This is a genomic window from Variovorax sp. OAS795 (genome assembly GCF_040546685.1).
Classification (GTDB): Bacteria; Pseudomonadota; Gammaproteobacteria; order Burkholderiales; family Burkholderiaceae_C; genus Variovorax.
In genome coordinates, this window is sequence record NZ_JBEPOH010000001.1 from 3,363,446 (window position 1) to 3,388,370 (window position 24,925).

General features: G+C 69.3%; 23 protein-coding genes and 1 pseudogene. 9 read left to right on the forward strand and 15 right to left on the reverse strand.

From position 1 onward, the window contains the following. Positions 1-185 precede the first annotated feature (185 nt). On the forward strand, positions 186-1,235 hold the full coding sequence (locus ABID97_RS16250) for an aldo/keto reductase (RefSeq protein ID WP_354399470.1): 1,050 nt from the start codon (positions 186-188) through the stop codon (positions 1,233-1,235). Between the two features lie 3 nt (positions 1,236-1,238). Here the strand turns inward: ABID97_RS16250 and bioD are convergent, their stop codons facing one another. The 3 genes from bioD to bioA are packed head-to-tail and all read right to left on the reverse strand — an operon-like array spanning position 1,239 to position 4,546. Then, complete coding sequence (gene bioD / locus ABID97_RS16255; RefSeq protein ID WP_354399471.1) at positions 1,239-1,943, reverse strand: dethiobiotin synthase; 705 nt, start codon at positions 1,941-1,943, stop codon at positions 1,239-1,241. A gap of 4 nt (positions 1,944-1,947) precedes the next feature. Next, positions 1,948-3,168 carry an 8-amino-7-oxononanoate synthase gene (gene bioF, locus ABID97_RS16260; protein WP_354399472.1) on the reverse strand — a complete coding sequence of 407 codons (1,221 nt, stop codon included), beginning with the start codon at positions 3,166-3,168 and terminating at the stop codon, positions 1,948-1,950. Next, positions 3,152-4,546 (reverse strand): adenosylmethionine--8-amino-7-oxononanoate transaminase, encoded by a 1,395-nt coding sequence (gene bioA / locus ABID97_RS16265; RefSeq protein ID WP_354399473.1) that lies wholly within the window; start codon positions 4,544-4,546, stop codon positions 3,152-3,154. Before bioA ends, bioF begins: the two co-directional genes overlap by 17 nt. 482 nt (positions 4,547-5,028) lie before the next feature. Here bioA and ABID97_RS16270 point away from each other — a divergent pair, with 482 nt between their 5' ends. After that, positions 5,029-5,727: a UdgX family uracil-DNA binding protein gene (locus tag ABID97_RS16270; protein ID WP_354399474.1), complete on the forward strand. Its 699-nt coding sequence runs from the start codon at positions 5,029-5,031 to the stop codon at positions 5,725-5,727. Here the strand turns inward: ABID97_RS16270 and ABID97_RS16275 are convergent. Both ABID97_RS16275 and ABID97_RS16280 read right to left on the reverse strand, forming a co-directional pair. Continuing rightward, positions 5,691-6,299 carry an alpha-ketoglutarate-dependent dioxygenase AlkB gene (locus ABID97_RS16275; RefSeq protein WP_354399475.1) on the reverse strand — a complete coding sequence of 203 codons (609 nt, stop codon included), beginning with the start codon at positions 6,297-6,299 and terminating at the stop codon, positions 5,691-5,693. The genes ABID97_RS16270 and ABID97_RS16275 overlap by 37 nt on opposite strands. Then, complete coding sequence (locus ABID97_RS16280; RefSeq protein WP_354399476.1) at positions 6,286-8,628, reverse strand: helicase C-terminal domain-containing protein; 2,343 nt, start codon at positions 8,626-8,628, stop codon at positions 6,286-6,288. The genes ABID97_RS16275 and ABID97_RS16280 overlap by 14 nt, the downstream gene beginning before the upstream one ends. Positions 8,629-8,766: 138 nt before the next feature. Between ABID97_RS16280 and ABID97_RS16285 the strand changes: the two genes are divergently transcribed. The 5 genes from ABID97_RS16285 to ABID97_RS16305 all read left to right on the forward strand — a co-directional run bounded on the left by ABID97_RS16285 (position 8,767) and on the right by ABID97_RS16305 (position 15,357). Then, positions 8,767-12,261: a response regulator gene (locus tag ABID97_RS16285; RefSeq protein WP_354399477.1), complete on the forward strand. Its 3,495-nt coding sequence runs from the start codon at positions 8,767-8,769 to the stop codon at positions 12,259-12,261. Continuing rightward, a complete protein-coding gene (locus ABID97_RS16290; protein WP_354399478.1) occupies positions 12,258-13,112 on the forward strand; it encodes a CheR family methyltransferase in 855 nt (284 codons plus the stop codon). Before ABID97_RS16285 ends, ABID97_RS16290 begins: the two co-directional genes overlap by 4 nt. Then, on the forward strand, positions 13,109-13,714 hold the full coding sequence (locus tag ABID97_RS16295; RefSeq protein WP_354399479.1) for a chemotaxis protein CheB: 606 nt from the start codon (positions 13,109-13,111) through the stop codon (positions 13,712-13,714). The genes ABID97_RS16290 and ABID97_RS16295 overlap by 4 nt, the downstream gene beginning before the upstream one ends. Further along, positions 13,704-14,924 carry a hybrid sensor histidine kinase/response regulator gene (locus ABID97_RS16300; RefSeq protein ID WP_354399480.1) on the forward strand — a complete coding sequence of 407 codons (1,221 nt, stop codon included), beginning with the start codon at positions 13,704-13,706 and terminating at the stop codon, positions 14,922-14,924. Before ABID97_RS16295 ends, ABID97_RS16300 begins: the two co-directional genes overlap by 11 nt. Before the next feature lie 76 nt (positions 14,925-15,000). Further along, positions 15,001-15,357 carry a response regulator gene (locus ABID97_RS16305; RefSeq protein ID WP_354399481.1) on the forward strand — a complete coding sequence of 119 codons (357 nt, stop codon included), beginning with the start codon at positions 15,001-15,003 and terminating at the stop codon, positions 15,355-15,357. 12 nt (positions 15,358-15,369) lie between these two features. Here ABID97_RS16305 and ABID97_RS16310 read toward each other — a convergent pair whose 3' ends face one another. After that, positions 15,370-16,317, reverse strand: a complete 948-nt coding sequence (locus ABID97_RS16310) for an adenylate/guanylate cyclase domain-containing protein (RefSeq protein ID WP_354399482.1) — start codon at positions 16,315-16,317, stop codon at positions 15,370-15,372. Between the two features lie 343 nt (positions 16,318-16,660). Between ABID97_RS16310 and ABID97_RS16315 the strand changes: the two genes are divergently transcribed. Further along, a complete protein-coding gene (locus tag ABID97_RS16315; protein ID WP_354399483.1) occupies positions 16,661-16,933 on the forward strand; it encodes a hypothetical protein in 273 nt (90 codons plus the stop codon). A 2-nt stretch (positions 16,934-16,935) separates the two neighbouring features. Here the strand turns inward: ABID97_RS16315 and ABID97_RS16320 are convergent, their stop codons facing one another. The 8 genes and pseudogenes from ABID97_RS16320 to ABID97_RS16355 all read right to left on the reverse strand — a co-directional run bounded on the left by ABID97_RS16320 (position 16,936) and on the right by ABID97_RS16355 (position 23,398). Further along, positions 16,936-17,898 (reverse strand): LD-carboxypeptidase, encoded by a 963-nt coding sequence (locus ABID97_RS16320; RefSeq protein WP_354399484.1) that lies wholly within the window; start codon positions 17,896-17,898, stop codon positions 16,936-16,938. Then, positions 17,895-19,010, reverse strand: a complete 1,116-nt coding sequence (tadA, locus tag ABID97_RS16325; RefSeq protein ID WP_354399485.1) for a tRNA adenosine(34) deaminase TadA — start codon at positions 19,008-19,010, stop codon at positions 17,895-17,897. Before tadA ends, ABID97_RS16320 begins: the two co-directional genes overlap by 4 nt. Then, positions 19,000-19,236 (reverse strand): hypothetical protein, encoded by a 237-nt coding sequence (locus ABID97_RS16330; RefSeq protein ID WP_354399486.1) that lies wholly within the window; start codon positions 19,234-19,236, stop codon positions 19,000-19,002. Before ABID97_RS16330 ends, tadA begins: the two co-directional genes overlap by 11 nt. A gap of 1 nt (position 19,237) precedes the next feature. Then, positions 19,238-19,882: an FMN-binding negative transcriptional regulator gene (locus tag ABID97_RS16335; RefSeq protein WP_354399487.1), complete on the reverse strand. Its 645-nt coding sequence runs from the start codon at positions 19,880-19,882 to the stop codon at positions 19,238-19,240. A 46-nt stretch (positions 19,883-19,928) separates the two neighbouring features. Next, positions 19,929-20,624 (reverse strand): ankyrin repeat domain-containing protein, encoded by a 696-nt coding sequence (locus ABID97_RS16340; protein ID WP_354399488.1) that lies wholly within the window; start codon positions 20,622-20,624, stop codon positions 19,929-19,931. A gap of 5 nt (positions 20,625-20,629) precedes the next feature. Further along, a complete protein-coding gene (locus tag ABID97_RS16345; protein ID WP_354399489.1) occupies positions 20,630-21,133 on the reverse strand; it encodes a GlcG/HbpS family heme-binding protein in 504 nt (167 codons plus the stop codon). A 135-nt stretch (positions 21,134-21,268) separates the two neighbouring features. Beyond that, on the reverse strand, positions 21,269-21,907 hold the full coding sequence (locus ABID97_RS16350; protein WP_354399490.1) for a response regulator transcription factor: 639 nt from the start codon (positions 21,905-21,907) through the stop codon (positions 21,269-21,271). Continuing rightward, positions 21,904-23,398 (reverse strand): annotated as a pseudogene (locus ABID97_RS16355) (sensor histidine kinase). Before ABID97_RS16355 ends, ABID97_RS16350 begins: the two are co-directional and overlap by 4 nt. A gap of 62 nt (positions 23,399-23,460) precedes the next feature. Here ABID97_RS16355 and ABID97_RS16360 point away from each other — a divergent pair. Next, positions 23,461-24,591 (forward strand): DUF72 domain-containing protein, encoded by a 1,131-nt coding sequence (locus tag ABID97_RS16360; RefSeq protein WP_354399491.1) that lies wholly within the window; start codon positions 23,461-23,463, stop codon positions 24,589-24,591. Here the strand turns inward: ABID97_RS16360 and ABID97_RS16365 are convergent. Further along, entirely contained in the window at positions 24,588-24,911 is a 324-nt protein-coding gene (locus ABID97_RS16365) for a non-heme iron oxygenase ferredoxin subunit (protein ID WP_354399492.1), read from the reverse strand. The two genes, ABID97_RS16360 and ABID97_RS16365, sit on opposite strands and share 4 nt — an antisense overlap. Positions 24,912-24,925 lie beyond the last annotated feature (14 nt).

The window sequence follows — 24,925 nt, forward strand, 5'->3', positions numbered from 1 at the left end:
CGGCGCGGAGGATCGGGTGGTTCAAAGCTTAGCGCCGCATCCGCGAATCTGCACGGGCCCCGGCCGAGGTCTGGAGAAATAGGCAAAGACTTTGCAGGAACGCGCTGGCGGCCGGCGCATGGCTGGCCGGATACTTTTGCCAGGCCCTCCGGGGAATCTCCACCTTCCAACCCAAGGAATGCGCGATGCAATACCGCAAATTCGGCCGCACCGGCCTGTTCGTTTCCGAACTCTGCCTCGGCACCATGACCTTCGGCGGCGCCAGCGGCATCTGGGGCCACATCGGCAACCTGCAGCAGTCGGAGGCGGAAAGCCTGGTGGGCCGCGCCCTGGATGCCGGCATCAACTTCATCGACACCGCCGACGTGTATTCCGAAGGCCTGTCGGAAACCATCACCGGCCAGGCGCTGAAGAACCTCAAGGTGCCGCGCGAGAACGTGGTGGTCGCCACCAAGGTGCTGGGCGAAACCGGCAAGAGCCCGAATTCGGCTGGCGCGTCGCGCTATCACATCATGGAGGGCGTGAAGGCCAGCCTCAAGCGCCTGCAGCTGGACCACATCGACCTGTACCAGATCCACGGCTTCGACCCGGTCACGCCGATCGAGGAAACCGTGCGCGCGCTGGACAACCTGGTGCGGCAGGGCCACGTGCGCTACGTGGGCGTTTCCAACTGGGCGGCCTGGCAGATCATGAAGGCGCTGGGCATCGCCGAGCGGCAGGGTCTCGCGCGCTTCGAATCGCTGCAGGCCTACTACACCATTGCGGGCCGCGACCTGGAGCGCGAACTCGCGCCCATGCTGCAAAGCGAGAACGTCGGCCTGATGGTCTGGAGCCCGTTGGCGGGCGGCCTCCTGAGCGGCAAGTACGGCCGGGATACCGAAGCCGAGAAAGGCAGCCGCCGCACCACCTTCGACTTTCCGCCGGTGAACGTCGAGCGCGCCTACGACTGCATCGACGTGATGCGCGAGCTGGCCGAGTCGCGCAAGGTGTCGGTGGCGCAGATCGCGCTGGCATGGCTGCTGCACCAGCCGGTGGTGACCAGCGTGATCGTGGGCGCCAAGCGTGTCGAACAGCTGGACGACAACATCGCCGCGACCGCCATCCGGCTCTCCGCCGAAGAGTTGGCCCGACTCGGCAAGGTCAGCGCGCTGCCCTCCGAATACCCGGGCTGGATGCTCGAGCGCCAGGGCGGCGCCAGGGCCAGGCGCCTGGCTGAATCAAGCCAGCGCGGCTGAGCTTCAGCGTGCGGCGTGGGCCGCGGTGGCGCGCAATGCGCGCAGGTCGAGGTGCCTGGCTGCGCTTGCCGCAGAGGGCTCGGCCAGGTGCGGCACCACGCCGAGCAGGGGCGCGCCGAGCCGGGCGCGCAGGGTCTGGAGGTTCGACTCGGGCGCCAACATGCCGGGCTCGATGACGCTCGCGACCCATCCCGCCAGCACGAGGCCGCGGGCGCGGATGGCCTCCGCCGTGAGCAGTGCGTGGTTCAGGCAGCCGAGCCTGAGCCCGACCACGAGGATGACCGGCAGGCCCAGCCCCACGGCCAGGTCGGCGCTGTCGAGGTCGTCGCCGAAGGGCACGCAGAACCCGCCCACGCCTTCGACCACCACCGCGTCGGCGCGCTGCGACAAGGAGGCGTAGGCCGACAGCAGCGCCGGCAATTCAATGCGCACGCCCTCCTCCCGCGCCGCGAGGTGCGGCGACATCGGCGCGCGCAGCAGGTACGGGCAGCGCAGGGCCAAGGGTGCATCGACATTGCCGGCAGCGCGCAACTGCTCGACGTCTTCGTTGCGCCACTCACCATCAATCGACTCCAAGCCCGCCGCCACCGGCTTCATGCCGACCGCCCGCAGGCCCGACGCGGCCAGCAGGCTCAGCATGGCGCTGCTGGCAAGCGTCTTGCCGACGCCCGTGTCGGTGCCCGTGACGAACCAGCCTCGATGGGTCATGGGTTCACCCCCGCACGGCCAAGGCGTCGCCCATGGCGTCGAGCAGCCGCGCCACGTCGGCCTCGCTGTGGCTGGCCGACAGCGTGATCCGCAGCCGCGCGGTGCCCGCGGGCACGGTCGGCGGGCGGATCGCGCCGACGCGCAGGCCATGCGCATCGAGCCGCGCCATGGCCTGCATCGCGCGTGCGTTGTCGCCGACGATCAGCGGCTGGATGGCGGTGGGCGAATCGGGCAGCCAGGCGCTGCCGTCCGGCGGCAGGATCGCTCCGAGGCCCCGGCGCAGCTGCCCGATGCGCGCCTGCAGACGGGCGCGGCGAATCCCGCCTTCCTCCCCTTCGATCAACGCGAGGCTCGCGAGCAGCGCATGCGCGATGGCCGGCGGCGCGGCGGTGGTGAAGATGTAGGGCCGCGCACGCTGCACAAGGTAGTCGATGACGGTGCGGTGCGCCGCCACGAAAGCGCCGGACACACCGGCCGCCTTGCCAAGCGTGCCGATGAGCACCAGCCGCTCCGAGCAGAGGCCCATGGCCTGCAGCACGCCGCGCCCCGTGGCGCCCAGCACGCCGAAGCCGTGCGCGTCGTCCAGCACCAGCCAGGCGTCGTGCCGCTCGGCCAGCGCGAGCAGTTCGGCGACGGGGGCGATGTTGCCGTCCATGCTGAACACTGCATCGCTCACGATCAGCTTGACCGGCGCGTCGCAGGCGCCGAGCTGCGCATCGAGCGCCGCCACGTCGCAGTGCAGATAGCGCTCGACCCGTGCCTTGGCCAGCCGCGCACCGTCGATCAGCGACGCATGGTTGAGCGACTCGGAAAAGATCACCGCCTCGGCGCCGCCGAGCGCCGACAGCACCGCGAGGTTGGCCATGTAGCCGGTGCAGAAGAAAAGGCTGCGGGCCTCCGGAATGTGCGGCGCCATCCAGCCGGCCAGCCGCTCCTCGAGCTCGGCGTGCGCGCGCGAATGGCCGAGGATCAGGTGCGAGCCGCCGCTGCCCGTGCCATAGCGCGCCGCGCCTTCGGCCAGCGCGGCGGCCAGCGCCGGATGCGCGGCAAGCCCGAGATAGTCGTTGCTGCTGAAGCCCAGCATGGTGCGCGGCGCGCCGGCGCCGGCCAGCGTCAGCGATTGCTCGGGTGCGCAGGCCGATTCCGCGATCTGCCGGCGGCGCCGCAGCGATTTCGCGTCGAGCGCGCCGATCTCGTCCTCCAGGCGGTCAAGCAAGCGCGACATCGCGGCCCCCTTCTGCCTGGCTGGACGCGGCCACGGCCTGCAGCGTCGCCAGCGTGGCGTCGACCAGCAGGTCGATCTCGCCGTCGCCGATCGCATAGGGCGGCATGAGGTAGACGGTCGCACCGATCGGGCGCATCAGCAGACCGTTCGCGCGTGCGGCCATGTGAAAGCGCTCCGCGAACCGGACACCGGGCTCGCGCACGTCGAAAGCCGTGATCATCCCGCGCTGGCGCAGGTGATCGACGGGCATGCCGGGGAGCCCTTCGCGCAGCCGGCCCATCAACCGTTCGGCGCGCGCGCGGTTGCGATGCAGCGCGTCTTCCTGCTCGAACAGGTCGAGCGTCGCAATGGCCGCGCGGCAGGCCAGCGCATTGCCGGTGTAGGAATGGGAATGCAGGAAGCTGCGCGCCACGTCGTCGTCCACGAAGCCTTCGTAGATCGCGTCGCGCGTCATCACCAGCGCGAGCGGCAAATAGCCGCCGCTGATGCCTTTGGACAGGCAGAGAAAGTCGGGCCAGATGCCGGCCTGCTCGCACGCGAAGAAAGTGCCGGTGCGCCCGCAGCCGACCGCAATCTCGTCGGCGATGAGGTGCACCTCGTAGCGGTCGCACAGCGCGCGCACGAGGCGCAGGTACTCGGGGTCATGCATCGCCATGCCGGTGGCGCATTGCACCAGCGGCTCGACGATCACCGCGGCAATCGATGCATGCCGCTCGGCCAGCAGCGCTTCGAGCTCGGCGGCTGCGCGGCGCGCCACGGCAAGGGCGTCCTCCCCCGGCCGTGCGGTCCGTGCGTCGGGCGAGGCGACCAGGTGCGCGTTCGCGAGCAAGGGCGCATAAGCGTCGCGGAACACCGGCACGTCGGTCACGTGCAGCGCGCCCAGCGTTTCGCCGTGGTAGCCGCGCCGCACCGCGACGAACGCCTGCTTGCCACTGCGACCCGCATTGCGCCATGCGTGGAAGCTCATCTTCAATGCGATCTCCACCGCCGATGCGCCGTCGGAGGCATAGAAGCAATGGCCCAGTGCGTGGCCGGTCAGCGCGGCGAGCCGCTCGGCCAGTTCGACGGCCGGCGCGTGCGTGCAGCCGGCCAGCATCACATGCGCAAGCTTGTCGAGCTGGTCCTTGAGCGCGGCGTTGATGGCCGGATGCGCATGGCCGAAGAGGTTGACCCACCACGAACTTGTCGCGTCCATGTACCGGTGCCCGTCGTGGTCATACAGCCAGACGCCCTCCCCGCGTGCCATGGGCAACGGCGGCACCGCTTCGAGCCGGATGCTCTGCGTGCACGGGTGCCAGACATGGCGCCTGCTGCGTTGTTGCCAGGCGGCATTTTTCGACGCCGGGGGCATCGGGGAAGAAGCGTTCGTCGGTGGCATCCAGGCATTCCGTGGGGGCGAGGCGCGGGATGGTATCGGTGCAAATCCGCTGCGGCAAACCGATGGCGCGCGGGTGAAAAAGCGCGGGTTTCAGCGACGTAGGGCGGCGTACACGGCCCGTTCGGAACGACATCGCGCAGCTGGGCGGCTTGCGATGCAAAGGGGAGCCACCGAGGAGGATGCAAGTTGTCTTGGCGGCGACAAAGAAAGCTGGCGAATGTCGGGTACTTACCCACCACCCCACGGTAAATCCCGAGATCGGACGCAGACCTGTCCGATCTGAAATATTCAAGGTGCCTTCTGCGTTCCGCCCGTTCGGCCGTGCCCGGCATGAGGCTTGGACGACGCCCGCCGTGGGTCCATTCCGACACCGCTGGGGGGACCGTGGATGGACAAGGAAGGCTCGTCAACAACTCTTCCTGAAGGCCGCGAAGCACTGACTTTTTGTGCGGCCCGAATGAAGCTTGGAAGGATCGGTCGCCGTGTCCCATCGCAACGAAGCCACTGCCGCGCTCAAGGCGCTGAGCGTGGCCACGGACGCGTGCCGGGAGTGCCCGCTGGGCGAGCCCGCCACGCAGTCGGTGTTCGGCGAAGGTCCTGTCGGCGCAGTGTTGATGGTGGTGGGCGAGCAGCCGGGCGACAAGGAAGACCTGGTGGGCCGCCCTTTCGTCGGCCCTGCGGGCAAGCTGTTCGACCGCGCCGTCGCCGAGCTCGGCTGGTCGCGCGAACAGCACTACGTGACCAACGCGGTGAAGCATTTCAAGTACGAGCTGCGCGGCAAGCGCCGCATCCACAAGACACCGGGCCAGCGCGAGGCCGAAGCCTGCCACCACTGGCTGGAGAGTGAAATGGATCTCGTGCGGCCGCAGGCCTTTCTCGCGTTGGGCGCGACAGCCGCGCGCTCCCTGCTGCGCCGCCCGGTCGCGGTGATGAAGGAGCGCGGCCGGTGGCTCGAGGACGAGGCGACGGGCCGCCGCGTGCTGGTCACGCTGCACCCCTCCGCCCTGCTGCGCGGCGACCCCGCGCAACGCGAAGCCGCATGGGCCGCCTGGCTCAAGGACCTGTCGGTCGCGTCCAGCCTGGTGAAGAAGGCGGCAAGAAAACTTGCCGCAGGACAGCCTTCGTCACCGAAGCCGGCCGCAAGTCATGCCCGGCGCCGGGTGCGCATGGTGATGGAATAGCGCAGCGCCTCGGTCGGCGCAATGCTGTGCTGCCACGCCCAGCGCGCCTCGCCGCGCAGCATGTAGATGGAGCGCGGTTCGATCAGCAACTGCAGGCTGGCGGGCGCGGACGCACTGGCCGGCGGATACGGCCGCAGCTGCATGACCGCGCTGCTGCGGAGAGAGACGCCCACGATGTCCTCGAAGTCGGGCACGTCGCGGTGCCAGCCGAGCGGCGTGCCGGGCCGGTATTCGGACAGCAGCACGTGCGTGAAGTCTTCGGGCGCCATGCCCATCCATGCCGCCACTCTTGCGCGCAGCGGGTGCAGCGCCTCCGGCAGCGGCGGACCGGGGCGCAGGCGGTGGTTGTCGAAGTCGTAGCTGCCGCCGAATCCGATGCCGCGCCGGCGCGCCGTGTATTCCTTGTAGCGCATCTCGCGCAGCGGAAATTCCTGCACGATGCGCAGCAGCGCGTCCTCCTCGGCGTGCGTGAGAAATTCGCGCTCGTAGCGCAGCCCTTCGATGGCCGTTGCCGGCGCCTCACCGAACAGGTCGGGCTCGTCGGCCAACTGGACGCGGCTAGCGGACCGCATCGGCGCTCTCTCCTTTCTTGCCTGCCGCTTGCGCGCCGCCCAGGCGCAACTCCCACCACGGCGGCAGCAACTCGCGGATCTCGGCGCGCGCAAAGCGGTCGTCCAGCAGGTGCAGCACGCCCCGGTCCTGCTCGGTGCGAATGACCCGGCCGGCCGCCTGCACCACCTTTTGCAGGCCGGGATAGAGGTAGGTGTATTCGTAGCCCTTGCCGAAGCGCGCCTGCATGCGCTCGCGCGTGATTTCGTTCAGGGCGTTGTACTGCGGCAGTCCCAGGCTCGCGACGAAGGCGCCGACCAGGCGGCTGCCGGGCAGGTCGATGCCTTCGCCGAACGCGCCGCCGAGCACGGCGAAGCCGATGCCCCGGCCGCCCACCTCGAAGCGCGCGACGAAGTCGTGGCGCTCGGCCTCGGCCATGCCGCGCGTCTGCGCCCAGACCGGCACCCCGGGGTGCCTCGCGAGGAACGCGGCGCAGGCTTTTTCCAGGTAGTCGAAGCTGCTGAAGAACGCGAGGTAGTTGCCCGGCAGGCGCTCGAACTGGGCACCGATGATCTCCGCCACGCTGCGCAGCGAGCCCGCGCGATCGCGGAACCGGGTCGACACGTGGGTGGCCACCTCGACCCGCAATTGGTGGCCGTGGAACGGCGAGGCGACATCGAGCAGCAGCGTTTCCGGCGGCAGGCCGAGTGCATCGCGGTAGAACCCGAACGGAGACAGGGTGCCCGAGAAGCAGGTGACGGAGCTGGCCTCGGCAAAGCGCGGTTCGAGGAACGGCGCGGGCACGAGGTTGCGGATCGCCAGGCTGCGCTGCTGCTGGTCTTGCGCGGGCCCCAGCGTGCGCTCGAACACCGAGTGGTCGTCGAAGGCTTCGGCGAGCCGGGCGAACTGCAGTGCATCGAAGAAGAAGCGCTGCAGCGGGCCTTGCGCGGCATCCGGCGTGGCGGCGAAGTACTCGCCCATGGCAGTGTTGGCCGCCTGCAAGGCGCGCGCGAAGCGTTCGGGTATCTCGTCGGCGGTGTCGTACGACTCGGTCTGCGATTGCTGCACCGTGTCCCACTCGCGGTACAGCCGGCCGAGTGCGCCGCGCACCGTGGCAGGCGCGGCGCGGTGGGCTTCCTCGAGCGCCGGGCCGTCGAGCTGCGCGGTGTACATGCCGCGCGCGCGTTCCAGCAGGTTGTGCGCCTCGTCGACCAGCACGGCCGCGCGCCAGTCGGCGTCTTTCATGGTGGCGTAGAGAAAGGCGCTGCCGTCGAAGTAGTAGTTGTAGTCGCCGACGATCACGTCGCACCAGTGGGCCATTTCCTGCGCCAGGAAATAGGGGCACACGGTGTGCGCCAGCGCGATGTGACGCAGCGACTGCCGGTCGAGCCGGGGGGCGCGCGCGGCGTCTTCGCGCGCCGCGGGCAACCGGTCGTAGAAGCCCTTGGCGAGCGGACACGAATCGCCGTTGCACGCCCGATCGGGGTACTCGCAGACCTTGTCCCGCGCGGTGAGCTCGAGCACGCGCACCGGGGCGCCTTTTCCCAGCACGCGCAAGGCATCGAGTGCCACGGCCCGGCCCGAGGTCTTGGCGGTGAGAAAGAAGATCCTGTCGATCTTGCGCGCGGCGCGCGCCTTCAGCAGCGGAAACAGCGTGGCCAGCGTCTTGCCGATGCCGGTGGGCGCCTGCGCCATGAGGCAGCGGCCGTTCACCGCCGCACGGTAGACGGCCTCGGCCAGTTCGCGCTGTCCGGCGCGGAATTTTCCATGCGGAAATGCGAGGGCGCCGAGCGCGCTGCCCAGCAAGGCTTGGTGCGCGGCTTCGCTCTGCGCCCAGTCGCTGTAGCGCGCGCACAGGCGCTCGAAGTGCGCCTGCAGCGCCGTGCGGTCGTGCTCTTCTTCCAGCACGGTTTCCTCGCCTGTTGCAAGGTCGAGGTACACCAGTGCGACGGTGATGCGCTCATGGCCGTGCAGTTCGCACAGCATCCAGCCGTAGGTACGGGCCTGGGCCCAGTGCAGTGCGCGGTGGTTCCCGCGGATCGCGTCGAAATCGCCGCGGAAGGTCTTGATTTCTTCGACCCGCGGTGCGCGCGGGTCGTAGCCGTCGGCGCGGCCCCGCACCCTGAGTGCGCCGCAATGCGAGACCAGCGCCACTTCGCTCTGGTAGCTTTCGCCGCGCCGGCCCTGCACGAGCGCGTGGCCGGCCATGCCCTCCAGCGCACTGGGCGCGGGCACGAATCGCAGGTCGAGGTCGCCTGCCTTGGCACCGAAGGCGCACAGCGCCTTGACGGACACCGTGCGGGCATCGTCGGGCGGCACCACCTGCGGCTTTGTGGAAAGATCCGTGGTCACTGCGTGCTGTATAAAACAACAGTATAACTGCCCCGGCAGAGCCCTGTGCCGCAATAAGCGTCTCGGGGCCTTCTCCGACACAAAGGACCTCTGATTTGGGCAAAACTTGAAAAGTTTTGCTTACAAATCTTTCCGTGAATGAAAACTCCGACCGCGATCGACCCCGATGATTTCGAGCGCCTCCTGAGCCGCAACCTCAAGTGGCCCCTGCTGGGTGGCCTGGTCGGGGCGCTGGTGTTCGTCGCGCTGATCGTGTTCCTGCTGTCGGCCATCAGCCGGGTCGAATCCACCGATCGCGTCGTGCGCACCGCGACCGAACTGCAGCGCCGCACCATCGACATGGAAACCGGCCTGCGCGGATTCCTCATCACCGGCGAGGAGAGTTTTCTCGAACCGTACCAGAGCGCCCTGCCACGGATCAAGGGCGACATCGAATCGCTCAGGGGCCAGGTGTCGGACAACCGGCAGCAGGGTGAGCGGGTCGGCCGCATCGCCGCGCTGCAAGCCGAATGGAACGAATTCGCACGCGAGATGATCGCCGCACGCCGCAGCGGTGGCGACTACCAGCAGCTGGTGCGGCAGGGCCGGGGCAAGCGGCTGACCGACGACATGCGCGCGGAGTTCACGGCGTTCATGGACACCGAACAGGGCCTGCGCTTCCAGCGCAACGAGGAGGCCAATCGCACGAGCTGGATGGTGGTGGGCGTCTTCATGCTCTTCACGCTGGTGTTCACGGGCCTGGTGGCCTACTTCGGCCGGCGGCAGCTCATGAGGCTGTCGGCCAGCTACGACGCGGTGCTCCAGGAGCAGGCCGGGCATGCCGAGCGGCTCGCGCAGCAGGCCTGGCTGCGCAGCGCGCAGACCGAACTGGTGGGCGAACTCGTCGGCGAGTTGAGCGCGAACGACCTCGGCCGCAAGGTGCTCGCGTTCTTCTCGCGGCGCCTGGGCAGCGCGGTCGGCGCGCTGTACGTGAGGGAACGCCACGGCACGCTGCGCCGTGCCGCGAGCTACGGCTTCTCGATGGAGGCCGAGGCCACGCCGCAGGTCTTCTCGCCCACGCAGAGCTTGGTCGGCCAGGCCGCGGCCGAGCGGCGGCGCATGCTGGTGGAGCCCATCCAGGCCGATTACCTGAAGGTCAATTCCGGCCTCGGCGAAATGGCTCCTTCGGCCGTGCTGCTGGTGCCGGTGTCGAGCGACGGCCTCGTGAATGGCGTGGTCGAGCTCGGCCTGCCCGGCCCACCCGACGCGCGGACCAACGAACTGCTCGACCTGGTGGCCGAGGACATCGGCGCTTCTCTCGCGGCGGCGCGCTACCGCGAACAGCTGCAGGATGCGCTGGCCGAAACGCAGCAGCTCAACGAGGAACTGCAGGTGCAGCAGGAAGAACTGCGCACGGCCAACGAGGAACTCGAGGAGCAGTCGCGCGCGCTGCGGGCCTCGCAGGCCATGCTGGAAAACCAGCAGGCCGAGCTGGAGCAGACCAACAGCCAGCTCTCCGAGCGCACCGAGGCGCTGGACCAGCGCAACGCCGCGCTGCGCCGCGTGCAGCGCGACCTCGAAGACCGGGCCGACGAGCTGCAGCGCGCCAGCCGCTACAAGTCGGAATTCCTCGCCAACATGTCGCACGAGCTGCGCACCCCGCTCAACAGCGCGCTGATCCTGGCCAAGCTGCTCGGCGACAACCCGCAGGGCAACCTGAGCCCCGAGCAGGTGAAGTTCGCGGAATCGATCTACTCGTCGGGCAACGACCTGCTGGTGCTGATCAACGACATCCTCGACATCTCCAAGGTCGAGGCGGGCAAGCTCGAAGTCGTGATCGAGGATGTGGCGCTCGACAGGCTGGCCCAGAGCCTGGAGCGCACCTTCGGCCCGCTCGCGGCCGAGAAGCGCCTGGGCTTCAAGCTGACGATGCATCCGGACGTGCCCGCTTCGCTGGCGACCGACCGCCACCGTGTCGAGCAGATCCTCAAGAACCTGCTGTCCAATGCGCTCAAGTTCACCGACAGCGGCGAAGTGGCGCTGGTGGTTTCCGCCGCACCTGAGGGCGGCGCGGTGTTCGCGGTTTCCGACTCGGGCATCGGCATTGCGCCCGAACAGCAGGGGCTGATCTTCGAAGCCTTTCACCAGGCCGACGGCACCACGAGTCGCCGCTACGGCGGCACCGGCCTCGGCCTTTCGATCTCGCGCGACCTCACCCGGCTTCTGGGCGGAACGCTGTCGGTGCAGAGCCAGCCCGGCCAGGGCAGCACCTTCACGCTGCAGCTCCCGGCGGTGGCGCCGCAGGCGTCCGAGCGCGGGCCGGCCCCGGTGCCCAAGCCTGCAGCGGCTTCGGCGGCTCGCGCGCCCTCGCCCTTCACGTCCTCCGTGTCGCACGGGCATGGCGCTGCGCCGGTCGCGGCCCCGCCGCCGCAGTTCTCCGACGACCGTGCCCTGCCGCGCGACCAGGTGCGCCGTGTGCTGGTGATCGAGGACGAGCCGCAGTTCGCGCACATCCTCTACGACCTGGCGCACGAGCTCGGCTACCGCTGCCTGGTGGCGCATGGTGCGGCCGACGGCTTCGAGCTGGCGCAGCAGTTCCTGCCCGACGCCATCCTGCTGGACATGCGCCTGCCGGACAGCACCGGCCTGGACGTGCTGCAGCGCCTGAAGGATTCGCCCCGCACGCGCCACATTCCGATCCACGTGGTCTCGGCCGCAGACAACGCGCAGGCCGCGGCGCTGCACATGGGGGCCATCGGCTACGCGCAGAAGCCGGCCACGCGCGAAGAGCTGATGCAGGTGTTCGCCCGGCTCGAGGACAAGCTCACGCAGAAGGTCAAGACCGTGCTGCTGGTCGAGGACGACGCGCTGCAGCGCGAAAGCGTGATCCGGCTGATCGGCGACGAAGACATCGAGATCATCGCCGTGGGCTCGGGCGAAGAGGCGCTCGAGCTGCTGCGCAAGCGCGTCTTCGACTGCATGATCACCGACCTGCACCTGCCGGACATGCAGGGCGGCGAACTGCTCAAGCGCATGGCGGCCGAAGAGATCGTCTCGTTCCCGCCCGTCATCGTCTATACCGGCCGCAACCTCACGCGCGACGAGGAGGCCGAGCTGCAGCGCTATTCGCGCTCGATCATCATCAAGGGCGCGCGCTCGCCGGAACGCCTGCTCGACGAGGTGACCTTGTTCCTGCACAAGGTGGAAGCCGAGCTTTCCAGCGAGCGCCAGGGCATGCTCAAGGCTGCGCGCGGGCGCGACCGCATCTTCGAGGGCCGCACCATCCTGCTGGTGGACGACGACGTGCGCAACATCTTCGCGCTGACCAGCGCGCTGGAGCAGCGCGGCGCGGTGGTGGAAATCGGCCGCAATGGCCGCGAGGCGCTCGAAAAGCTCGGGCAGGTGCCCGAGATCGACCTGGTGCTGATGGACGTCATGATGCCGGAGATGGATGGCCTGGAGGCCACGCGCCGGCTGCGCGCCGACCCGCGCTTCGAGAAGCTGCCGGTGATCGCCATCACCGCCAAGGCCATGAAGGACGACCGCGAGCAGTGCCTGGCCGCCGGCGCCAGCGACTACCTGGCCAAGCCTGTGGATTTGGAGCGGCTGTTCTCGCTTCTGCGCGTGTGGATGCCGAAAATGGAACGGCTGTGACCCGCCCCTCCACGCCCTCGCCCCTGCCCTCTCCGCTCAGCAATACGGAGATCGAGCTGCGCCTGCTGATGGAGGCGATCTACCTCAAGTACAGCTACGACTTCCGCAACTACACCCTGGCCTCGCAGAAGCGGCGCGTGCTGCACGCGCTGGCGCAGCTCGGACTGCCGAGCATCTCGGCGCTGCAGGAAAAAGTGCTGCGCGACCCGGGGCTCTTCGGCCGGCTGTTGCAGTACCTGACGATCCCCGTGAGCGAGATGTTCCGCGATCCGGCCTACTTCCTGGCGCTGCGCCAGCACGTGGTGCCGATCCTGCACACCTACCCCTCGGTCAAGGTGTGGGTGGCCGGCTGCAGCACCGGCGAAGAGGTTTTTTCGCTCGCCATCCTGTTGCGCGAAGAAGGCTTGCTCGAGCGCACGCAGATCTATGCGACCGACATCAACCCGGCCTCGCTCGAGAAGGCGCGCCAGGGCATCTTTCCCATCGACGCGATCCGGGGCTACACGGCCAACTACCAGCGCGCGGGCGGGCGCAACGCGTTCTCCGACTACTACACGGCCGCCTACGAGGCCGCCCGCTTCGACCCGTCGCTGTGCGCCGACGTGATCTTTGCCGACCACAGCCTGGCCACCGACAGCGTGTTTGCCGAGACGCAGTTCGTGTCGTGCCGCAACGTGCTCATCTACTTCAACCGCGAGTTGCAGGACCGCGCGCTGGGCCTGTTCCACGAGTCGCTCTGCCACCGCGGCTTCCTGGGCCTGGGCGCCAAGGAGAGTATCGATTTCTCGGGCTATTCGGAGCGCTTCGACGCGCATTCGAAGCCGGAACGCATCTACCGCAAGGCCACATGAAACCCAACGCCACCCCTTCTCCGGGCCGGCGCATCGAGGCGGCGGTGCTCGGCGCCTCCGCCGGCGGCATCGAGGCGCTGCTGCGCATGCTGCACGACCTTCCGGTGCCATGGCATCTCTCGCTGGTGGTGGTGCTGCACCTGCCCGAAGGGCACGAGAGCCACCTGGCCGAGATCTTCGCCGAGCGCCTGCCCGTGCCGGTGCACGAGGCCGGCGACAAGATGCCGCTGTCGCCCGGGCATGTGTATTTCGCGCCGCCCGGCTACCATCTGTCGATCGAACGCGACCGCCGTTTCTCGCTCAGCTGCGAGCCGCCGGTGCGCTTCTCGCGGCCATCGATCGACGTGCTGATGGCGTCCGCGGCTGACGCCTACGGCCCGGCCCTTGCCGGCATCCTGCTCACCGGCGCCAACGACGACGGCGCCGAAGGCCTGCAGCGCATTCATCTGGCCGGCGGCATCACCGCCGTCCAGGACCCCAACGAAGCCCAGATTTCCACCATGCCCGAAGCGGCCATCGCCTTGCATTCCCCCGATCACGTGCTTTCCCTGCGCGAGCTTCGCGCGCTGCTCTTGCAACTGGAGTCCGCCCATGTCCATTGACGTCGAAAGCAAGCTGCTGATCGTCGATGACCTGCCCGAGAACCTGCTCGCGCTCGAAGCCCTGATTCGCGGGCCCGGGCGCGCGGTGTACCGCGCGACGTCCGCCGAGCAAGCCCTGGCGCTGCTGCTCGACCATGAATTCGCGCTCGCGATCCTGGACGTGCAGATGCCCGGCATGAACGGGTTCGAGCTGGCCGAGCTGATGCGCGGCACCGAGCGCACGCGCCACATTCCCATCATCTTCGTGAGCGCGGCGGGCCGCGAGCTCAACTACGCCTTCCGGGGCTACGAGAGCGGCGCCGTCGACTTCCTTCACAAGCCGCTCGATCCGCACGCAGTCACCAGCAAGGTCAACGTGTTCGTCGACCTGCATCGCCACCGCAAGGCGCTCGGCCAGGAGATGGAAAAACTCGCCGCCGCCCACCACATGCAGGAAGAGCTGGTCGAGCAGCTGCGGCATACGCAGCGCGAGCTCGAGCATGCGGTGCGCATGCGCGACGACTTCATGTCGATGGTGTCGCACGAGCTGCGCACACCGCTCAACACGCTCTACCTGGAAACGCAGCTGCGGCAGCTGAACCTGTCCAAGGGCAGGCTGGAGTCCTTCGCGCCAGACCGGCTGCCGGCGCTGATCGCGCGCGACCAGCGGCAGATCCGCAACATGGTGCGGCTGATCGACGACATGCTCGACGTGACGCGCATGCGGCGCGATGCGCTGTCCATCCAGCCCCAGCCCGTCGACTTGGCGGCGCTCGCGCGGGCCGTGGTGGAGGGCCTCAGGCAGCAGGCCGAAGCGGCAGGCTCCGTGATTGCGCTCGAGGCGCCGGGCGAGCTGCGCGGCGTGTGGGACGAGTTCCGCATCGAGCAGGTGCTGACCAACCTGCTGACCAATGCACTGCGATACGGCCGCGGCAAGCCCGTCGAGATGATGCTGAGCCAGGCGGCAGGCATTGCGCACATCACCGTACGCGACCAGGGCATCGGCATTGCGCCCGAAGACCATGAGCGCATCTTCGAGCAGTTCGAACGCACCGACGACAGCCGCAAGCATGCCTCGGGCCTGGGTCTCGGCCTCTACATCACGCGCAAGATCGTGCACCTGCACAACGGCCGGATCGAGGTGGAAAGCACGCCGGGCCACGGCGCCCTGTTCAAGGTGGAGCTGCCGCTGCAGGCCGAGGCAAAGACTGCAATGGAAGCGGGGGCGTAGGTGGCTTCCTACGGTATTCGCGGCCACGGGCCGGGATACTCCGGTATTCGATTTTTTCCTGATTGAGGCTTGCCCAGTGAATGTGCTGATCGTCGACGACAACGAAGCTGCGGCAGACCTGCTGCAGGAGCTCTTGACGCTGCAGGACCACACCGCCCGCTGCACCTACACGGCCCAGCAGGCGCTCGATGCGGCCGCGTCCGAGCGCTTCGATGCGGCGCTCATCGACCTCACGCTGCCCGATTTTCCGGGCACCGAGGTGGCGCGGCGGTTGCGCGCGGGGACAGCGGAAGGCGCACCGAAGCTGCTCGTTGCCATTTCGGGCTTCTCGGCGCAGGACGCGGCGGGCGCTTCGGCGCGCGGCCTGTTCGACCACCACCTCCAGAAACCCATCGACATCGACCAGTTGAGCGCGATCCTCGCGGCGCACTGAGCGCCGGGGCAGCTAGCGCGCGACTTCGCGGCGCGAGAGATGCACCTCGGTATCGGCCGTGTTGAAGGCGATCGTCGGCGCGGTGAAATCGCTCAGCGGCGCGCCCAGGCCGATCTCGCCGCTGCCATGCAGCACGCATTCCTCGCGGCGCAGCGCGATCTCGTTGCTGGGCCCGCCATTGCCATGGAACCGGACCCAGGTGCCATAGGTGCTCAGGTCGGTCAGCACGCAGCTGCCGCTGCGCAGTTCGATGCGCGCATGCAGCCGCGACACGCGCGGATCGTTGACCATGAATTGGGCATCGTTCACGCGCCCCAGGTGGATGGGGAGTTCTTCGGTGCGGAATGTGGAGCGGACGTCCAGCCATGCGAGCTCGATCTGCCCGAAGGACGAGTCGGGCATCCGCATCGGTGTGAGCGCGGCCGGCACCGTCAGGAAGGACGTCAGTTCCTCCTGCCAGTCGATGCGGTGGACGGCCGACATTTCGCTGCGCCCGCGAATGGTGATGAGGCCCAGGTCGCGGTGCCGGACACCCACTTCGCCCAGTTGCGCAACGACGCCATCGGCGGCCCAGATCTGGCCCGGGCCGGCCAGGTCGCTCAGGCGCGACGCCAGGTTGACCGCATCGCCGAAGCAGTCTCCCTCGACCTCGAGCACCTCGCCACTGGCAACCCCGATTTGCAATGCCATGCGCAGCGGCTCCGGCCATGCCATGAGGCGCTTCTGGTGGTAGCGCTGCATTTCGATCACCGCCTGCGTGGCCGCAGCGGCGTTCGAAAAAATGGCGAACACGCCGTCGCCCAGCGACTTCACGACCCGTCCGCCGTGTGCCTGGCAAACGCTGCCGATCCACTGCGTGAGCCGCGTCACCGTTTCCGTGGCCCGCGCGTTTCCCATGGCTTCGAACACCCTGGAACTGCCGGTCAGGTCGGCGAAAACGACGGTGGAATTGACGCCCATTTGCAAAGAATTCGAATGGCGGGAATGGCTCGGCTACGTATTAGAAGCCAGTCGCCGCGAGTTCGCCCGTTAACCCCTGCGCTGCCCGCGACAGGCCCCGTTTGCAGGCTGACCGCTGCCATTTTTCTAATCCTTTGGTTCTCCTATTTCAGCCAGCATGACAAGTGAGGCCTAAAGTGTGTTGTATGCAGACAAGAAACAGTGTTCCAGAACTTGTGCATTGCCGGTCGGAGGCTTAAGGTAACAACCGTCCAGGCTTCCGGCAAATTCGTTTTTGGCCTCCATGCTGTCCTTCCGTCGCTTGCTCCGCCTTCTGGGAATCCCCGGCCTCGGGTCTGGCCGCGTGGGAGAAAGCCAGCTGGGGCGCATCCGGACCGCGATGCTGTCGGTGCTGCAGGCCCATGGCGGCCATTCGGTTCAGCGCATTGCCCAGCGTGTGCGTTTTGCGACCGACGTGGAGGCACTCTGGTATTTGCGCCAGGACGTGCTGGTGGCGCTGAGCGCCATCGACGGCGAGGCTGCTGCCCGCCACCAGATGAAAGCCATCAACAGCATGTTCAAGGGTGGCTTGCCCGGCTCGATGGGGCCGCGCGCGCACCAGCGCATCCCGCGCTGAACTCAGTGTGCGTGCCCGTCGTGGGCATGGCCGTGGCCATCGGCGTGCCGGTGGCCCCACACCATGAAGACATCGCGCCCCTCGGCAGCCAGCTCCACCTTGGCGCCCACGGGAAGCAGCACCTTGGTCTGCACGTGTCCGAACGGCAGCCCGCTGAGCACCGGCACCTTGAGCGCGGCGCGCAGCCGGTCCACCACCGATTCGAAGCCGAAACCGCGGTCGTAGCCCGGCACCTTTCGCATGCCGGTGAACTGCCCGAACACGATGGCGCGCTGCCGCGCCAGCACACCGGCCATGCGCAGCTGTTCGAGCATGCGCTCGATGCGGTAGGGATGCTCGTTGGTGTCCTCGATGAAGAGCACACCCTTGTCGACCGTCGGGAAATACGGCGTTCCGAGCAGGCTCGTGAGCACGCAGAGGTTGCCGCCCCACAGGGTGGCGTCGTGCACGGGCTTGAGCTTCAGGCCGGCATCGCGCACCGGCATGCGCCAGCCGGTGCCCTCGCCCTGCCCGCTCACGAGGTCGTCGAAGCAGGCTTCCATGATGTCGTCGGCGCCGCCCTCCGCGCCAAAGTCTTCGCCGACCGCGGGACCGGCCCAGGTCACGGCCCCGGTCTTCGCGAGCAGCGCGCTCTGCAGCGCGGTGAAGTCGCTGACCCCGACGAATTCGGTGCCCCGCTGGATGGCCTTGGCCACCGCCTTGTAGGGGATGGCGTCGAGGATGCGCGTGAGGCCATAGCCGCCGCGACTGATCAGGGCAATGTCGGCACCGCTTGCGGCGGCGCGTGCGATGGCCGCGAGCCGGGTCTGGTCGTCGCCCGCAAAGCGCTGGTAGGCGGCCAGCGCCGCTTCGTCGATTTCGACTTCGTAGCCGAGGGCCTTGAGCCTGGCGACGCCGCGTCGGAAGGCGGCCTTGTCGCGAATCGCACTGGAGGGGGAGTAGATGTAGATGTGTTTCTTGGTCACGGCGCCGAGTATCCCATTGCGTTGCGCACCTTCCGTGCGAGCAGCGCCGCCTGCGCCGCATCAGGCCCGGAGGACGATGCGATGGGTCCGAGGGCGCGCAGCCCAGCCTGGTACCCGCGGTCCGGGAACGGTGCGCGCCAGGCGGCGCCGACCGGTTCGCCGCCCTCGGGCGCGAGGAACACGGCCGCGAATTTGCCCGGCCTTGCCGCCTGCAGCAGCGCCGCAAGTCCGGCAGCCGCGGCGCTGTGCACCAGCACCGCGCGCGCCGGGGCCACACGGTCGAGCCATTCGCCCAGCACCTGGCAGTGCCATTCGAGCGGATGGGCGGCTTCGCGCTTGGGCTTGTCGCTCTTGCCGAAGCCGACGAGGTCGGGCACCAGCGTGCGCAGACCCGGCGTGCCGGCAAGGTGGCGGAAGAAGTAGCCCCACTCGCCCGGGCCGTGCAGGCACACGCAGCAGGCGGCCTGCGCGTCGGCCGGGCCTTCGTCGACATAGTGCATGCGCCAGCCATTCAGCGCGGGCAGGTCCTGCACGTAGTGCGGCGCGAAGGCGTAGTCCGCAAGCGCATCGAAGCGCTCGGCCGGCGTGCGCAATGCATCGTCGCGCAAGGGCTCGGCCTGCTCGCGCGCCGCTTCGCGCCGCTGCTGGAAGAAGTGCTGCAGCACCGCGCTGCACTCCGCGGCCAGCACGCCGCCCTGCACCTGCGTGCGGTGGTTCAGCCGCGGTTCGGCAAAAAGATCGAGCACCGACCCGGCTGCGCCTGTCTTCGGGTCGGCCGCGCCGAACACCACGCGCGCCAGCCGCGCATGCAGCATCGCGCCGGCGCACATGGCACAGGGCTCGAGCGTGACGAACAGCTCGCAGCCGTCGAGGCGGTAGTTGCCGAGTGCGGCGGCACCGGCGCGCAGCGCGTCGATCTCGGCATGGGCGCTCGGGTCATGGCGGGCGACGGGCGCGTTGCGCCCCGTGGCCACGAGCTGGCCGTTGCGGACCAGCACCGCGCCGACCGGCACCTCGCCGGCTTCGGCCGCGCGGCGCGCCTCGGCGAGCGCCAGCGCCATCCATCGGGCGTCGGCGCTGGTCTGCGAAGGCAGTGCCGGCTCAGTTGTCATCCGGCATCTTGCGCGCTTGCGCCGCGGCGTCGAGCGCGTCCTTGACCTGCTTTTCCATCTGCCGGGCCCGCGTGCGGCCATCGGCCGGCGCCTCGCCGGGCGCCGGTGCGGCAGCTCCGGGCACGGCCGGCAGTACCGGGGCCGCGGCCGTGGCCAGCTGCTTCTTCGCGAGCATCCCGACGATCACCAGCGCGAGCACCAGGCTGAGCAGTCCGAACATGCGCATGTCAGTGGCCCTCGGTCGCAGCGGTGCCGGCCGTCATGCCGAGGCGTTCCATCCACATCGCCAGCGCCTTCTCGTCGCCCGTGCCGGCACTGTAGACCGCGTGCATGGCCGCATGCGATTCGCGCCGGTGCTGGTTGAGCTTGACCTTGCACTGCAGCTGATCCACGCGCAGCGCGAAGCCCACGATGCCGGCAAGCATCTTGAGCTGGAATTCTTCTCCCAGGTCCCGCCACTGCTGCGCGTAGCCGGGTTCATGTTTCCCGATGAGCGTCTTGAGCAACGCATCCTTGGCCGCGGGCTCCTCGATCAGCCGGGCCTCCACGGTGCAATGCACCGCCAGGTAGTTCCAGGTCGGCACGCGCGCGAGGTCCGGGTAGACCGAGGGCGAGAGGTACGAATGCGGTCCGAGGAAGGTGACCACCGCCCGCGGGCGCGCCTGCAGGTAGCGCCAATGCGGGTTGGGCTTGGCGCAATGGCCGAGCAGCACCAACTGGCCGCCCTCCTCCTGCCGAGCCACCAGCGGCAGGTGGCTGACGAACGGCAGGCCCTCGTCGTCGTTCGAGACCAGGCTGGCGAACGGATGGGCGCGCATCAGCGACAGCGCGATGGCCGGGTCCGTGGCATTGAACTGCGGGGGCATGTACATGGGGCGGTTTCCTCGTGGCGAGCCCCGATTGTCCCCGAGCCCGGCGCTACCTGGGCCGCGGCGCTTCCAGCAGCTTCACCATGGCCGTGTAGCCGCGCGCAGTGGCCAGCTGAAGCGGCGTGTTGCCCTGCCGGTCGGCCAGCTTCAGGTTGGCGCCGGCGTCGACCAGCGCAGCCAGCGTGCGCTGGTGGCGCGGGCCGCCGTCGCCCAGCACGATGGACTCGATCACCGCCGTCCAGTGCAGGTTGTTGACGTGGTCGAGCGGCGCGCCAGCCGCGATGAGCCGGCGCACCACCTCGTCGTGCCCCAGGTGCGCGGCGGCGATCAGCGCGGTGCCGTCGTAGCGGCTCGTCACCTGCCCGGGATTCGCGCCGAGCGAGAGCAGCAACGCAAGCGTCGCGGGGTCGTCTGCCACGGATGCGATGGTCACCGCGTCGTAGCGGTCGTCTTCGAGCGCATCGAGGTTGGCGCCCGCCTTGGCGAGCAGCTTCACCGCGTCGCGCTGCCGCGCATGGGTGGCGATGTGCAAGGGCGTGCGCCCCCGCGCATCGCGCGCATCGAGGTTGGCACCCGACGCGACCAGGCTCCTGAGCTTCGGCAGGTCGCCCTGCCAGGCAGCCCGGTGCAGGCCTTCATAGGCCTGCACCTCGGCCGTTTGCGGCGGCACCTGGGCCGGCACGCCGGACGGCGCGCCCATGCCGAGCGCCAGTGCCAGCACGCCGGGCCAGAGAGCGCGCTTCATCGCCATCAGCCCAGCAGGCCCTTGACCTTGTCGAGCGCCGCGTTGGCGCACTGGTCGTCCAGGTGGCCGCCGGGCGCACCGCCCACGCCCACGGCGCCGATCACTTCGTTGCCCGACTTCACCGGCACGCCGCCCCCCAGCAGCAGGAAGCCCGGCAGGTAGACGAGGTTCGCGCCGGCGGGGTTCTTCTGCGTGCCTTCCATCATGGCCTGGGTCGCGCTCTTGGCCGACGCCGAGGTCCAGGCCTTGCGCTCGCTCGATGCCAGGGTGTGGGGGCCGGCGTTGTCGGCGCGCTGGACGGCGCGCACGGTGCCGGCGCGGTCGACCACGGTGGCGGCCACGCTGTAGCCGTTGGCGGCACAGGCGGCCACGGCTTCGGCCGCGATCTGGCTGGCCAGCGCGAGCGACATGTTCTTTTCGGTGCGCACCGCGAGTGCGGGCGTCTGGGCCTGTGCGGCGGATGCGGCAAGCAGCACGGCAAGGCCGCCAAGGCGAAGGATGGAACGCATTGTTTGATTTCTCCAGAGGATGCAGTTGATTGCGCCGGCACGTTGCCGGGCGCTGCGCCACTGTAGGAAACACCGGCCGACAAGGCCATTCGTACGGCTACGCCTGGCGCTCCGTAGAACTACGGAGCGTGGGGTTCACGCGGTCCCGGCCACCAGCACGGCATAGCGCCGGATCAGCTGGGCGAGCGAGTCGCAGTCGAGCTTGGCGAACACGTTGGCGCGGTGCGTCTCGACCGTGCGCGGCGACAGCGCGAGCGTGCGCGCGATCTCCTTGTTGGTCAGGCCCTGGACGATGAAGGCCAGCACCTCGCGCTCGCGTTCCGACAGCTGGGCGGCCCGCTCGCGCGCGGCGTTGTCGGCCTGCGAGCGCTCGCGCGACTGCACATGCTGGCGAACGGCCTGCTGCAGCGCCTCGAGCAGTTGCTCGTCGTCGACAGGTTTTTCGAGGAACTCGGCCGCGCCGGCCTTGAAGGCGCGGCGGCACATCTCGACCGTGCCGTGACCGGTCAGCATGATGACGGGCTGGTCGACGCCCTGGGCCACCAGCCGGTCCAGCACGGTGAGCCCACTGAGGCCGGGCATGCGCACGTCGAGCACGATGGCGCCCACGCTCGCACGGTCGAAGCCATCGATGAAGGCCTGCGGATCGGCCCAGCCCTGTACCCGCAGGCCGACGGTGCCGATCAGCAGCGAGAGGCTTTCGCGTACTGCCTGGTCGTCGTCGATCAGGTGGATCAGCGGCGACTGCGGTGCGTGCGTGGCCGGCGCGTTCATGCCGCCTGCCCCGAAGGCTGCGCCACCAGCGGCAGCGCCAGCGTGAAGCGCGCGCCGCGCGGCGCCACGTTGGCGGCGCTCAGGCTGCCGCCCATGCCACTGGCCAGCGTCTCGCTCAGGCTGAGGCCCAGGCCCAGGCCGCCATTCGCGCGTGCTGAAGAAGGGCTCGAAGAGGCGCGGCAAGGCTTCCGGCGAGATGCCGCGGCCGTTGTCGGTGACGGTCAGCACGCCCTCCTGCCCGTTGCGGCCGACCGAGACCGCCAGCCGCCGCTCGGACGCAGGCACGAGCTCCAGCGCCTGCAGCGCATTCATCAAGAGGTTGTGCACGATCTGTTCCAGCGCCACGGCGTCGGCCTGCACGCGCACGGGTGCCTGGGCCGCGGCATCGAACTGCGCCGAGACGGCTCGCCGGGCGAACTCCGGCGCCAGCAGGTGCAGCGCGCTGCGAACCAGCTCCTGCAGCACCAGCGCACGAACCTCGCCCTCGGCCTCGGGCCGCTCGATGACGCGCCGCAGGCGGCCGACCACCCCTGCGGCGCGCCGCGCCTGCTCGACGGCCTGCCCCATGGCGTCGCGTGCCGTGGCCAGGTCGGGCGGCTCGTCGTCGAGCAGGCGGCGTGCGGCCTGCGCATTGGCGAGCACCGCGGTGAGCGGCTGGTTGAGCTCGTGCGCGAGGCCGGCCGAAAGTTCGCCCAATGCATTGAGGCGCGCCACCTGGCCCAGCCGCAGCAGCTCTTCGGCCCGGCGGCGCGCAATGCGCTGCCGCTGCGCGGCCCAGAGCCCGGCCAGCAGCAAGCCCACGGCCGCGGCCCAGCCCGCCATGCTGCGCCAGGGCAGTTCGCCCCAGCCCACGTGGCGCACGGCCACCAGCTCGAAGGGCTGGCTCGGGGAAGCCAGCGGCTTGGTGAGGTCGAAACGCCAGCCGCCGCCCGCGTCCGGACGGCCGGGCTGCAGCACCCATTGCTGGCCATCGCGCTGCAGGCTCAGCCGCACGGGGCTGCGCTGCGGGTCCATGGGCCAGTCGCGCCATGGCACCGAGCCCGCCAGGTCGATCTCGAGGGCGTAGCTGAAGGGCGTGGCGCCCATCACCAGCTGGTAGCGGCCGCGCGCAAGATCGGGCGCGGCCAGTTCGGCGCGGCGCTCGCTGCGCGAACGCGCTTCGGCCGCGGCCAGCGCGGCGGCGTGTTTTTCGTCCGGCCAGGGCTCGTCGCCTCCGCGCCGCTGCACGCGCAGGATCGACGGGTAGACCGACGGCAGGCGCTGCTCCGGATGGTCCGCGCCGGTGGCGGGCTCGAGCAGCGCGACGGTGGCCAGCACCGCGTCGTACTGCACCACCTGCTGGCTCATGATGCGATGGGCGATGCGCACGTCGGAGCCGAAGTCCTGCTGTATCTGCGCGAGCTCCGTCCGCGCGAGCCACACGGCGCCCACGCCCGTCAGGGCGAGCCATGCCAGCCACCAGCCACCCTGCGCGCGCAACCACTGTTTCATGGCGCGGATTGTGCCTTCCGGAGCAGCGCCGGCCGATGTGGGCCCAGAATGCGGCCCCAGACATGGCCGAACTGCAGGACTCCCTTTTTCCCGATCTTCCGAGCCCGGCAGAGGCGCCCCGGCCTCCGTCGCCGACGCTCGCGACGCCCGCGACGCCCGCGCCAGCCGAACCGGCCAACACGCCGCCCGGCCCCAGGAAGACGCGCGGCGGCACCGTGGCGCCGGCGCCGGCCGATCCGGCACTCGTCCAGCTGGCCACGGCGCTTCCGCCCCTGCTTCGGCTCGGCACCTCGTCCTGGAGCTATCCCGGCTGGGCCAAGCTCGTCTGGGACGCCGAGTACGCCGAAACCGTGCTCTCGAAGAACGGGCTTGCCGCCCTGGCGCAGCACCCACTGTTTCGCACGGTGAGCCTGGACCGCAACTTCTACCGTGCGCTCACGGCAAGCCAGTACGCGCGCTATGCGGCCATGGTGCCGGATGACTTCCGCTTCGTGGTGAAGGCGCCGAGCCTTGTGACCGACGCCACCGTGCGCGACGAAAGCGGCCGCGGCACGCAGGCGAACCCGGTGTTCCTCAACAGCGAGATCGCCATCCAGGAATTCGTGCAGCCCGCGCTCGAAGGCCTCGGCCACCGCATCGGGGCGCTGGTGTTCCAGCTGAGCCCGATTCCTTCGCAACTGCTGGCCGACACGCCCGCGCTCCTGGCGCGCCTTGGTGAAATGCTCGAAGCGCTGCCCGGCCTGAAGCCGGTCGCGCCGGACGCGGTGATTGCCGTCGAAGTGCGCGACCCGCAGCTGCTGTGCCCCGCCTTCGCCGCCCTGCTGCGCAGCGTGGGCGCCACGTTCTGCATGGGCCTGCATGCCAAGATGCCGCCGATCGAAGACCAGCTGCCGATGCTGCGCGCGCTTTGGCCCGGGCCGCTGGTGTGCCGCTGGAACCTGCACCGCCGCCACGGACGCTTCGGCTATGAAGATGCGGAAAAACTCTATGGCCCGTTCGACAGGATCGTCGATCCCGATCCCGCGACCCGCGCGGCGCTGGCGCGCGTGATCGCCGGCACCACCGCGGCGGGCCAGCATGCATACGTCACGGTCAGCAACAACGCCGAAGGTTGCGCGCCACTGACGATTGCTTCGCTCGCGCGGGACATCGCCGCCCTGCCGGGCGCGAGCAACGCCGCGGCACCCTCCTAGGGCTCGATGGCCAGGTAGACCCGCCCGCCCTCGATCTTCACCGGATAGCTGCGCAGGTCTTCGGTCAGCGGCGCGCACATCGCCTTGCCGGTGCGCACGTCGAAGCGCCCCTGGTGCAGCGGGCATTCGATCTCGTGGCCCTCCAGGAACCCGTCGCACAGGCGCGCGTGGCCGTGGGTGCAGATGTTGTCGGTCGCGTGGATGCCGTCCTCGGTGCCATAGAGGGCGATGTCCCTGCCCTGCACCAGAATGCCCACCACGTCGTCGGCGGGAACGTCGTCGACCGATGCTGCGTCGATCCATGGGGTCGTTGTGCTCATGCTTGCCTTCGGAT